Annotated in this window: 11 protein-coding genes; all 11 read right to left on the bottom strand. The window is 42.3% G+C overall.

The window, feature by feature from the left end; all coding sequences use genetic code 11:
* Nucleotides 1-173: 173 nt before the first annotated feature.
* Entirely contained in the window at nt 174-1,547 is a 1,374-nt protein-coding gene (gene hemN, locus PSF28_RS12585) for an oxygen-independent coproporphyrinogen III oxidase (RefSeq protein WP_272685145.1), read from the bottom strand.
* A gap of 333 nt (nt 1,548-1,880) precedes the next feature.
* A complete protein-coding gene (gene yihI, locus PSF28_RS12580) occupies nt 1,881-2,396 on the bottom strand; it encodes a Der GTPase-activating protein YihI (protein ID WP_210837207.1) in 516 nt (171 codons plus the stop codon).
* A 452-nt stretch (nt 2,397-2,848) separates the two neighbouring features.
* The gene (locus PSF28_RS12575) at nt 2,849-4,183 is read right to left on the bottom strand and encodes an NCS2 family permease (RefSeq protein WP_004266114.1); all 1,335 of its coding nucleotides are present in this window, start codon (nt 4,181-4,183) and stop codon (nt 2,849-2,851) included.
* Nucleotides 4,184-4,368: 185 nt separating this feature from the next.
* Nucleotides 4,369-5,121 (bottom strand): amino acid ABC transporter permease, encoded by a 753-nt coding sequence (locus PSF28_RS12570; protein ID WP_004266115.1) that lies wholly within the window; start codon nt 5,119-5,121, stop codon nt 4,369-4,371.
* 1 nt (nt 5,122) lies between these two features.
* Nucleotides 5,123-5,875 carry an amino acid ABC transporter permease gene (locus PSF28_RS12565; protein ID WP_210837206.1) on the bottom strand — a complete coding sequence of 251 codons (753 nt, stop codon included), beginning with the start codon at nt 5,873-5,875 and terminating at the stop codon, nt 5,123-5,125.
* A 110-nt stretch (nt 5,876-5,985) separates the two neighbouring features.
* Entirely contained in the window at nt 5,986-6,825 is an 840-nt protein-coding gene (locus PSF28_RS12560; protein WP_272685144.1) for an ABC transporter substrate-binding protein, read from the bottom strand.
* A 399-nt stretch (nt 6,826-7,224) separates the two neighbouring features.
* Nucleotides 7,225-7,938, bottom strand: coding sequence for a phosphate signaling complex protein PhoU (gene phoU, locus PSF28_RS12555; protein ID WP_036958602.1), 714 nt, complete (start codon nt 7,936-7,938; stop codon nt 7,225-7,227).
* A 13-nt stretch (nt 7,939-7,951) separates the two neighbouring features.
* Nucleotides 7,952-8,728: a phosphate ABC transporter ATP-binding protein PstB gene (gene pstB / locus PSF28_RS12550; RefSeq protein ID WP_004262838.1), complete on the bottom strand. Its 777-nt coding sequence runs from the start codon at nt 8,726-8,728 to the stop codon at nt 7,952-7,954.
* Nucleotides 8,729-8,766: 38 nt separating this feature from the next.
* On the bottom strand, nt 8,767-9,648 hold the full coding sequence (gene pstA, locus PSF28_RS12545) for a phosphate ABC transporter permease PstA (RefSeq protein ID WP_272685143.1): 882 nt from the start codon (nt 9,646-9,648) through the stop codon (nt 8,767-8,769).
* A 1-nt stretch (nt 9,649) separates the two neighbouring features.
* Nucleotides 9,650-10,606, bottom strand: coding sequence for a phosphate ABC transporter permease PstC (gene pstC / locus PSF28_RS12540; protein WP_004262847.1), 957 nt, complete (start codon nt 10,604-10,606; stop codon nt 9,650-9,652).
* 130 nt (nt 10,607-10,736) lie between these two features.
* Nucleotides 10,737-11,786, bottom strand: coding sequence for a phosphate ABC transporter substrate-binding protein PstS (gene pstS, locus PSF28_RS12535; RefSeq protein WP_210837204.1), 1,050 nt, complete (start codon nt 11,784-11,786; stop codon nt 10,737-10,739).
* Between the last annotated feature and the right edge of the window lie 436 nt (nt 11,787-12,222).

The raw sequence follows: 12,222 nt of genomic DNA, 5'->3' as shown, positions 1-12,222 counted from the left end.
TGATTGAAGACAACAACGTGGCAGCACGAGATATGACAAAGATTAGATGCTCTAAATAGTTCGTTCTGTCGCTAGGCGTCGAAATGAAGACAGCGCGGGGAGCATACACTAAGTATGTGACCCGTGTGGCTGAATGAAGACAACAACGCGACAGGACGAAATATGAAGAGCATTTAGATGACGCGGGAAAACTGCTGCTGCCTCATCTGACTACGTAAATACACATCAAAACACATACAAATATTACGAATAAGTAAACGTCCTTGCGGTGTCACTTTAATACCTGTTTCTGTTATTTCGACCAGCCCATCTTCTGCCATTGGTTTCAACAGTTCTAAATCTTCTTTAAAATAAGATTTAAAATCAATCGGGTAGATTGCTTCAATTTGGGCAAAATCCAATTGGAAGTTACAGATTAAAGTTTTGATGACATCACGGCGTAGGCAATCATCATCGGTTAAGGTGAGTCCACGCCACAGCGCATGACCTTGCTCTTCAACTTGCGCATAATAGGTTTTCAAATCTTTCTGATTTTGTGCGTAGTTATCACCTAACATGCTGATCGCAGAAACCCCTAACCCCAGTAAATCACAATCACCTTGGGTGGTATAACCTTGAAAATTACGGTGCAGAATGCCTTCCCGTTGTGCCACGGCAAGTTCATCCTCAGGGCGAGCAAAGTGATCCATACCAATAAATTGATAACCATCTCTGGTGAGAGTCGCAATTGTGTCTTGCAGAATATCGAGTTTTTGCTCCGCACTTGGTAAATCAGCGTCTTTAATTTTACGCTGCGCCGCAAACAAACTAGGTAAGTGTGCATAATTGAACACGCTTAAGCGATCTGGTGATAATTCAGCCACTTTCTTTAGGGTAAATGCAAAGCTTTCAGGTGTTTGTTTAGGTAAACCATAAATCAAGTCAATACTTGTCGAGGTAAAACCCATCTCTTTGGCCCGTTTAATTAGGGCAAAAATAAAATCTTCGTCCTGTTCTCGGTTAACCAGTACCTGAACTTCTTTATTAAAATCCTGCACTCCCATACTTAGGCGATTAAACCCTTCATGGCGTAAGTGGTCTATCATATCCAGTTCAATTTCACGCGGGTCGACTTCAATCGACATTTCCACATCATCCGCAAAATTAAAGTGTTTTTTCAATAAACCAACCAAATGGCTGACTTGAACTTTATCCAGATAAGTTGGAGTTCCACCGCCCCAATGCATTTGCGTCACGATGCGGTTTTTTAATAACGCTGCTCGCTGAATAATTTCTTTTTCAATTACTTGAAGATATTCATCCGCTTTATGTTTTTGGCGTGTCACTAATTTATTACAGCCACAGAAATAACAAAGTTTATGGCAAAAAGGAATATGAACATAGAGCGATAAAGGGCGATCAGGATAACGCTGTGTTGCTTGAACAAACGCATTCTCATCATACTCTTGATTAAATTCCAAGGCGGTGGGGTACGAAGTATAACGTGGCCCTGAATAATTGTATTTTTGAATGAGAGAAAGATCCCAAACAATATTTTGCTCTGACATAACATTCCTCAATTGACCAAAAGCTCAAACTATAACGATGACTTCACTCTATTTAATTTGTTATTCGGTGAAAGTGAAAATTTTATAACCTACATAAGCATTATAGACTCTAAATATTTCGAGTTGCAGCTAGGCGACAAGTGAATGAGTCGCTAGGAGTATACATAAGTATATGACTAGTGCGAATGAACATAGTCAACAACGCTGCAGCTTTAAAATATGACGATTATAAATATGTTAGAGAAAAGAGACTTGATGCAACATCAAAGAAAAGTGAGTTAGCAGAAAAAATAACCAGATCCCCCGCTAGCGCGAGGGATCTTTTAAACGAAATTATTTACTTTTTAAGATGCGCATAATGTCATCAAGTTTTTCTTCGTCTTCTTCCTCTTCTTCTTCGCTATATTCAATACCGAGAATATTCATCAGCTCATCGATACGGTCTAAACAAGTATCAACGTACTCTTGTTCTTGCGCCGTGATGGTTTCGCCATCTTCTAGGCGTGCCAAAATGCTATCTAAACGGTCATCGCTTTCCAGCATTTCCAGCTCTTTTTCTGGCGCCAGTTTTTCTTTAACCGCCGGCTGTTTTTTCTCAACCACAGGTTTCGTGACCTGTTTTTCATCCACAATTAAAGGCACTGGCTTTTTGCTGCCTAAACGTGGGTCAGTTGAAGCGTTTTGCCCACCATTTTGCTTATTAGAAGCCTGTTCTACATAACGGCTGCCAGACTTATGACCGCGATGTTTTTTCTCACGCTTACGCTCACGGCCTTCCGCATTTATCTCTTCTTTTGTTTTACGGTATTTTTTCTTTGGCTTCGCAGCCGTTTTTTTTGGTGCATTCATGGTCTGATACCTTGATAAAGTCAGTTTCTGCTGCGAAATCTAGCAGGATCCCATAAAGGGGGAAAGCACTAGTTTGCAATTTCAGCGGATTTTTTACTCCACCCTGCCTTCGCAATAGTACTTTAATGATTATACCTTAAATAATTTGTGTTGCATGCAAGCAACAAAAAGGAAGAGCCATATGAGGGGGTATTAATCTTCTAAATAGCTTTGCCTACAGAAAATGATCACTTAGCCAATACTCTAATTAATTCAAGTTTCCTAAACGTTCCAATGCTCTAAATAGCTATATCGTCAGAGGGCAGAAAATAGAGAGTCATCTTGAGCAATATTCTAAATAATTCAAGTTGTGGCTAGGCGCCAAACGAGGTTATCTCGGGGAGCATACACAAGTATGTGACCCGAGTAACCAAGTGTAGGCAACAACGCCACAGCTTGAAATATGACGAATATTAGGCGTCGACTAGAATCATTTTGAGTAGGAACATCGCCGCGACTAAAATCACACACAGACCCAGATCACGCCAGCGTCCGGTACCAATTTTCATTGCACAGTAAGCAATAAAGCCCAACGCAATACCTTCAGTAATCGAGAAACTAAATGGCATCATCACTGCGGTAATAAATGCGGGTACAGACTCAGTTAAGTCATCCCATTTCACGCGCGTTAGACTTGAAGTCATCAGCACGCCCACGTAAATCAAGGCCCCTGCAGTTGCATAAGCTGGCACCATGCCTGCAAGAGGTGAGATAAACATAGTCAATAGGAATAAAACACCAACGACAATCGCGGTTAAACCTGTACGCCCACCAACAGAAACACCTGAAGAACTTTCAATATATGCAGTAACTGAAGACGTTCCCATCGCTGAACCTGCGACAGAACTCAAGCTGTCTACATATAAAGCTTGTTTCATTCGAGGGAAAGTCCCGCGTTCATTGGTGATACCCGCTTTGTCAGTCACCCCAATCATGGTACCTGATGAGTCAAACAAATTGACTAACATGAAGGCAAAAATCACACCGGACAACGCTAAATCTAAAGAGCCAGAGAAATCAACCTGCCCCACGACACTCGTGATACTTGGCGGCATTGAGAATATCCCAGAATATTTTACATCCCCCAGAGCTAGGCCAATCAAGGTGGTCACCGCAATAGAAACTAATACCGCGGCATGAATATTACGTGCCGCTAAGATTGCAATAATAAAGAACCCGAGAGCTCCCAGCCAAACATTATGGTGAGTCAAGTTACCGATAGAGACTAGCGTGTCTGGGTTAGCCACAATAATGCCAGAGTTTTTCAGCCCCATCATCGCAATAAATAGGCCGATACCACTGGTGATCCCGACGCGAAGACTCAAAGGAATATTGGCAATAATCCAATAACGTATGCGGAATAGTGTCAGAATAAATAAGCCGACAGCCCCCCAAAATACGGCGCCCATAGCGACTTCCCATGAATACCCCATCGCCCCTACAACAACAAAAGCAAAAAAGGCGTTCAAGCCCATCGCAGGTGCAACAGCAATCGGTAAATTTGCCAGTAGCCCCATTAAAATGCTACCAATTGCCGCAATCAAACAGGTGGTAACAAACACGGCTTTGATGTCCATGCCTGCAACTGAGAGTATTTGAGGGTTAACAAAGACGATATATACCATCGTCAGGAAGGTCGTGAAGCCTGCAACAACTTCTGTCCGTGCTGTCGTGCCGTGCTCTTGCAATTTAAAAACACGCTGAAACAAGCCCTGCGGTTGTGCCGAGCTAGAAGATTGATTACTCATTAGATATTGCGCCCAAAAAAAGTTTTTTTCGCCCTATACTACAATTAAAAATCACAAAAGAAAACGATTGCGTAAACTATAAGGGGCAAAAATGTCCTAACTAACTGATACGCCAAGATGAAATAATAATAAAAACCAAAATAGTGGAGTGAAAAAATGGTGGGTATTTCACCACCACTTTTGATTTAGGAAAGTGCTAACAATTTTTGTCGACGCCAAAACAACAAACGATGTTTCGCAGCCAGTTTCTGGGGTTGATGCTGTGCACTGAGCTTTTTCGCCACTCTATTCGCAATAATTTCTACTGCAAAACACATCACAAAATAAATAAATGCAACGAATAAGAAAACTTCGAGAGGATAGACCATTTCACGGTTGTTCACTTGGGTTGCTAAGAAAGAAAGCTCCGCAACACCAACAACATAGGCTAATGAGGTATCTTTAATTAATGCTACCCACTGGTTAATAAATGACGGCACCATCATACGTAAGGCTTGTGGTAGCACGATATTCCATAATACCTGCCAGCGGCTAAACCCCAAGGATAAACCTGCCTGCCACTGCCCTGCTCCTATTGCTAAAATGCCCGCTTTCACAGCATGAGCCAAATATGCGGAGGTAATCAATGCCAATGCACATACTACCGTTGCAATACCCGGAATTTCCATACCCAATAAGATTGGCAACAGAAAATAGGTCCAAAAAATCAACATAATGACAGGAATTGCACGAAAAAAACCTAAAACTGCGGCGAATAGGTTAACCCAGAAGCCTCGCAGCATGGCTAAGGCTATTCCGCCCAATGTCCCTAGTACAATGGAAGCCGCACCAGCAAGTAAGCTAATGACTAGCGTCAGCGCTGCGCCTTCAAGTGGTCCATCCGGGAAAGTACCGAATAATAAATATTGCCAGTTCTGCTCAATAACTGAAAAATCCATCTTATACCCCCTGAGCCAAATTACGCTGCTGGCGCCACTGGCCCCAGCCCTCCATTACCGCAATAATGGCAATATACAATACCGTCGCCACCCCAAAGGCAGTGAAGGTTTGCAGTGTCTGGCTATCAACCTGACGGGAGACATAAGACAGTTCTGCGACACCGATTGCCATCGTTAACGATGAGTTTTTCACCACATTCATATATTGGCCCAGTAACGGAGGCATGGCGATTTTAACGGCTTGCGGTAATACCACCAATTTCATGGCCTGCCATGACGTTAATCCTAAAGCAAACGCGGCATATTTTTGCCCTTGACGAACACCACGGATCCCAGCGCGAATTTCTTCGGCAATAAAAGGAACAGTATACAGGGTCAAACCAATAAAACCTGCTAAGAATTCAAATGACGGCCAACCCACGGTTATTCCAAATAAATGGATTTCATGGGGAGTATTTAGCCATTCCATTGCTGCAGAGGGTAAAATTTCACCGGAAGCAAAATACCAAAAGAATAACTGCACCAACAAAGGCGTATTTCTAAAAATAGAGATGTAGATACTCACGGCCCAACGCACAGGAGCAATTTGACTATCCTTTGCTGATGCAACTATAAAACCCAATGCAGTGGCTGCAATAATGGTACAAATCGAGATCCAAACGGTGATCAAAAAACCGTAGCCAAACCATTCTAGATACTCGGGTGCCAATAAATGGGCAGACCAAAAATCACCACTCAAAAATTTTTCAAACATTGTTCACGACCTATTGCCTTCACAGCCTGTGATTAAAAACACATCCCTTATAACCAAGAACCCCGCACAGAGTGCAGGGCTTCATATCACTGAGTATTTACCGCTACCCGTTAAGACTGAGGCTGTTGCTCACTCAGTGGCGCAAATTTAAAGTCCCCACGTGGCTGTGCAGCTTTAGTATCTGGCCCAAACCAACGGTTATAAATTACCTCAGCTTTACCGTCTTTCTCCAGTTTCAACAATGTTTCGTTGACATTTTCAACCAAACGGGTTTCACCTTTGCTTGCTGCCAATGCTTGGTATTCTTTCGTCAAGCTAAATGGGGAAATCTCAAAATCTGCTTTCACTTTTTCAGGTAAATTACCTAATAAACCAACCAGTTTTGCATCATCTTGAGTGATAGCTTGGACGTTGCCATTACGCAGTGCAGCGAATGCTTGCGGGGTATCGTCATAAGAAATCACTTTCGTGTCAGGGAAACGTTCACGTAAAGTCACTTCCTGCACAGTGCCTTTATCTGCACCAATACGTAATGGTTTGATATCGTCAGGCGTTTTTAATACGCCTTTACGGGCAATAAATTTTTGGCCTGTCGCAAAATCAGGGATAGAAAAATCAACTTGTTTTGCGCGTTCATCTGTAATGGTGAAATTAGCGCCAATCAGGTCAACTTTGCCCGAAGTCAGAAGTGGGATACGGTTTGCTGGGTTAGTGGAACGAAGCTCAAGTTTCACCCCTAAGCCATCTGCAATTTCTTGTGCGATATCCACATCATAACCCGCTAATTTTTTAGTTTGTGGGTCAATAAAACCAAATGGTGGATTACTATCAAACACAGAAATACGGATCACACCCGCTTGTTTGATATCATCTAATTTATCTGCGCTAGCGACATTCGCTGTCAGCGCTAAACCTGTAAGTAAAACAGTCGTTAGAATACGAGCTTTCATTGAACACCCCTGACGGTAAATTTTTGTAAATCGACCATCACACGCTATCAACTATTGCTTAGCACTTGAAATAATATTAAATAATATATTTATAACCAAATGGAATATTAATGAAAACAAAAAAGGGCCACCTTAATAACAAAGTGCCCCAAACATGGTTAAACCATCAATAGACTCTTATCGAGCAAGAAGAAAGTCGGTAGAAGAACGTGTTAGTGTATTCATCATAATAAACAGATCATCGAATGCATTAACCTCATACATTAATACTCTAAATAGTTCGTGTTGTGGCTAGGCGGCAAGCAAGGATATCTCGGGGAGCATACATCAGTATGTGACCCAAGTAGCCGAGCGAAGCCAACACCGCCACAGCACGAAATATGACGAGTATTCGAGTAATTATTTATTCGTCAACATCTTCTCAAGACTATCTCCCCCCACATGACGGAAATCCTGCCCCTTCACATAGTAGAAAATAAACTCACAGATATTTTGGCAACGGTCACCAATGCGCTCAATTGAACGAGCACAGAACAGTGCTGTTAATACACTTGGGATCGTCCGCGGGTCTTCCATCATATAAGTCATCAATTGGCGTACGATGCCCTCATACTCTTGGTCAACTTTCTCATCTTCACGGTAGATACGAATCGCTTCTTCAAGATCCATTCGAGCAAACGCATCTAATACATCATGTAGCATTTGTACTGTATGACGGCCTAATGATTCCAAACTCACTAGCAAGGGCTGGTGTTGATGAGAAAATTTTTCCAATGCAGTTTGACAGATTTTGTCCGCAACATCACCGATTCTTTCCAGCTCAGCAATCGTTTTTGAAATCGCCATAATGAGGCGCAAATCACTCGCTGTTGGTTGACGCTTCGCAATGATTTTAACGCATTCTTCATCAATGGCCACTTCCATCATATTGACTTTATGGTCATTTTCGATAACTTCACGTGCTAGGGCTTCATCCTGATTATGCATGGCCGTAATGGCTTTGGTAAGCTGCTCTTCGACCAGTCCTCCCATCGTCATCAATTCAGTATGGATATGTTCCAGTTCAGCATTGAACTGCCCCGATATATGTTTGTTGTGATTCAGCGTATCCATCGTCGGCTCCATATCAACCGTAGCGGCCAGTAATATAATCTTCAGTTTGCTTCATTTCTGGGGTAGTAAACATTTTGTCGGTATGGTTAAACTCGACTAACTCCCCTAAATACATGAAAGCCGTATAGTCAGAACAGCGTGCTGCTTGTTGCATATTGTGGGTAACAATGACCACGGTGTATTCTGATTTTAATTCACTAATCAGTTCTTCAATTCGACCAGTTGAAATAGGGTCTAGAGCGGAACAGGGTTCATCTAGCAATAAAACCTCAGGCCGAATAGCAATACCACGAGCAATACAGAGACGCTGTTGCTGGCCACCCGACAAGCTATAACCACTTTGGTGTAACTTATCTTTGGTTTCATTCCATAATGCCGCCTTTGTTAGCGCCCACTGCACGCGCTCATCCATTTCCACACGGGATAACTTCTCAAATAAACGCACACCAAATGCAATGTTGTCATAAATAGACATCGGGAATGGTGTTGGTTTTTGGAAAACCATTCCGACTTTCGCACGCAATAACGCAATATCTTGCTTATCAGTCAGGATGTTTTGGCCATCCAGTAAAATTTCACCTTCTGCGCGCTGCTCGCCATACAATTCATACATTTTATTGAAGGTGCGTAATAACGTCGATTTACCACAGCCTGATGGGCCGATAAATGCAGTCACTTTATTTTTTTCAATGTCTAAAGAGATATTTTTCAGTGCGTGAAACTTGCCATAATAGAAATTGAGGTCACGTACTTTAATTTTACTATTTGCAATATCGTTTGCATTAATCATGGTTTGCTTTTCTCTCTAAATCTTTATTTATCTGGCGCTTAGTGTTTTTTCTGTGCGAACACAACACGTGCAATGATGTTAATCAGCAGGACACATAGGGTAATTAACAGAACCCCAGCCCATGCAAGCTCTTGCCATTCAGAGAATGGGCTCATTGCAAATTTGAAGATTGTCACTGGTAAGTTGGCAATTGGCTCGCTCATATCTGTGCTCCAGAACTGATTTGACAGTGAAGTAAACAGAAGTGGTGCGGTTTCCCCAGCAATACGCGCAATTGCAAGCAAGATCCCAGTGATAATCCCTGACACAGACGCTTTTAGCGTAATAGATAAAATCATTTTCCATTTTGGTGTGCCAAGTGCATAAGCGGCCTCACGCAAGCTATCCGGAACTAATTTCAACATATTTTCAGTAGTTCGGATAACAATTGGAATTTGCAGCAATGCCAGTGCAATCACCCCAGCCCAACCCGAGAAGTGCTGCATTTGAGCAACCACAATGGTGTACACAAACAACCCTACAACGATAGACGGAGCTGATAATAAAATGTCATTAATAAAGCGGGTGACTGAAGCTAACCATGACTTACGGCCATATTCTGCTAAATAAATTCCCGCTAAAATCCCTAAAGGCGTACCGATAACTGTCGCCCATAAGATTAATAAACCGCTGCCTACGATGGCATTTGCCAACCCGCCACCTTCCGTATTAGGTGGTGGAGTCATTTCAGTAAACAGATTGAGGGACATGCCATCAATCCCTTTAGTGACTGTAGAAAACAAAATCCACACTAACCAGAACAAACCGAAAGCCATCGTTAACATTGAGATAAATAGAGCCATTCTGTTAACTTGGCGACGCCACGCTTGACGACGAGCTCGCTCTTTTTCATTCACTGCGATAGGTTGAGATATCGACATTTTAACGGCCCTCATTTTTCGCAAGACGCATGACCATTAACTTGGAAATTGCTAACACAATAAAAGTGATAACAAACAGGATTAGTCCAAGTTCCATCAAGGCCGAGGTATGTAAGCCGCTCTCCGCTTCCGCAAATTCATTTGCCAGTGCCGAGGTGATACTGTTTCCAGGCATAAACAGTGATGCGCTATCAAGTTGGTAAGTATTACCAATCACGAAAGTAACCGCCATGGTTTCACCCAATGCACGGCCAAGACCTAACATCACTCCACCGATTACCCCATTGCGGGTATACGGCAGCACGATATTCCAAATCACTTCCCATGTCGTACAGCCAATCCCATAGGCTGACTCTTTCATCATCACAGGAGTTTGTTCAAATACATCGCGCATCACTGATGCAATATAAGGAATAATCATAATCGCGAGGATAATCCCTGCGGCTAAAATACCGATTCCGAATGCGGGCCCTGAAAATAGTTCACCGACAATCGGTACACTCGACATCACATTACCAACTGGTTCTTGGAAATACTCTGCAAACAGAGGTGCAAAGACAAATAACCCCCACATCCCATAAACGATACTTGGGATAGCAGCAAGGAGTTCAATCGCGATACCAAGAGGACGTTTTAGCCAATTAGGAGCCAGCTCGGTTAGGAATAGTGCTATACCAAAACTAACGGGTACTGCGATAATCAGAGCAATTAACGATGTAACGATAGTGCCATAAATAGGCACAAGAGCACCGAATTCTTCCGCCGGAGCATCCCACTCTTTAGTCCACAAAAACGAAAACCCAAACTTCTGCATACTTGGCCAAGATGCAAAAATAAGGGAAATAATAATGCCTCCGAGCATTAACAAAGTGATGAGCGCGGCAATCTTTACCAGTGCACTAAAAATCACATCACCTGATTTGCTGGGAGCTCTAAATGCCGTTGTTTTCTCGGCCATGCGCTTTGTTCTCATTTCATTCCTGCTCTTTTCTACAGGATTGCGTTACAACGATGAGCGGGTAAGCTCTGTTCCTCAGCACTTACCCGCCATTTCCAACCCTAAGTGCACTTAGAAAACCTAAGTTCACCTAGAATAATGCTTTACCTTGGCTATCTTTAACTTCTGTTTTCCATGCCGCACGTACTGCCGTCACTACTTCTTGAGGTAAAATTGCGTAATCTAATGCTTCCGCTTGTTTACCACCTTTATCATAAGCCCAGTTGAAGAAGTCTAGAACCGCTTTGCCTTTTTCCGCATTCGCTTGCTGCTTGTGAACTAAGATGAATGTGGTTGAAGTAATCGGCCATGCATTCGCACCATCACGGTTTGTTAAATCTTGAGCAAAAGATTTAGACCAGTCCACTTTCTTCGCTGCTGCGCTGAAACTTTCACCCGTTGGTGAAACCGCTTCGCCGTCCGCGGAGATTAATTTAGTATACGCAAGGTTGTTCTGTTTTGCGTATGCATATTCAACATAACCGATAGAACCAGGCAAGCGTTGTACGAAAGCGGCTACGCCGTCATTACCTTTACCGCCAACACTGTTACTATCACCTGGCCAGTTAACTGTTGAACCGACCCCAACACCTGATTTCCAGCTTGCGCTCACTTTAGCGAGGTAGCTAGTAAATACGAATGTTGTACCGGAACCGTCAGAACGTCTTACAACTGCGATACCTTGGTCAGGTAAGTTAATGTTAGGGTTTAATTTAGCAATCGCTGGGTCATTCCATTTTTTAATTTTACCTAAGTAGATATCACCTAGTGTGTTACCGTCTAAGGTTAATTGCCCTGATTCGATGCCTTTTATATTCACTGCCAGTACCACACCACCGATAACAGTAGGGAACTGGAACAAGCCATCTTCCTTGAGTTTTTCATCAGTTAATGGAGCGTCAGATGCTCCGAAATCAACTGTTTTTGCATTAATTTGTTTGACACCACCAGAAGAACCGATCCCCTGATAGTTTACTTTATTACCTGTTTCTTTCTGATAAGAGTCTGCCCACTTCGCATAAACAGGAGCAGGAAAGGTCGCGCCAGCTCCGGTCAGGCTGGTAGCAGCAAAAGAAGACATTGCAGTCAGAGATAAAGTTGCTGCCATTACGCTTGCTAAGGTGGTACGCGTCATTTTCATAATCCCTCCGGGGATGTATAGAAACAATCAAGTATAAAATTGTTGGGTGTATGTCACGGTAGGAAAAATAGGACAATTTAGTTACGACAACATGTCGTTTTTATGACAGTTTTATGACAATTGATTATTTTTTCATTGAAGGGGAAACAAAAATGAAGAAAAATATAATTTTAAATCTTAAAATTCAAACAATTAAAAATTTATAGTTCCAAAGCTGACGTCAAAAAGAAAAATGACAGACTGTCATAAAAGCGAAAAATATTTTTATCCTGCAACTATAAAGTAATACTCAAAACAATTTGGTTGCAGCCAACAACGCTGCGGCGCAAAGTGTGAAGAGTAAAAGGATAGCTCTAAATAGTTCAAGTTGTAGGTAGGTGCAAAAAAGAGAGCATCTTTTCCTACTTGATATAAATAATACTCAAAACAATTTGTG

Source organism: Providencia sp. PROV130, assembly GCF_028482225.1.
In the GTDB taxonomy this organism is placed as follows: domain Bacteria; phylum Pseudomonadota; class Gammaproteobacteria; order Enterobacterales; family Enterobacteriaceae; genus Providencia; species Providencia rettgeri.
The sequence above is the reverse complement of the archived record's forward strand: the minus strand, read 5'-3'. Positions and strand labels throughout refer to the sequence as shown.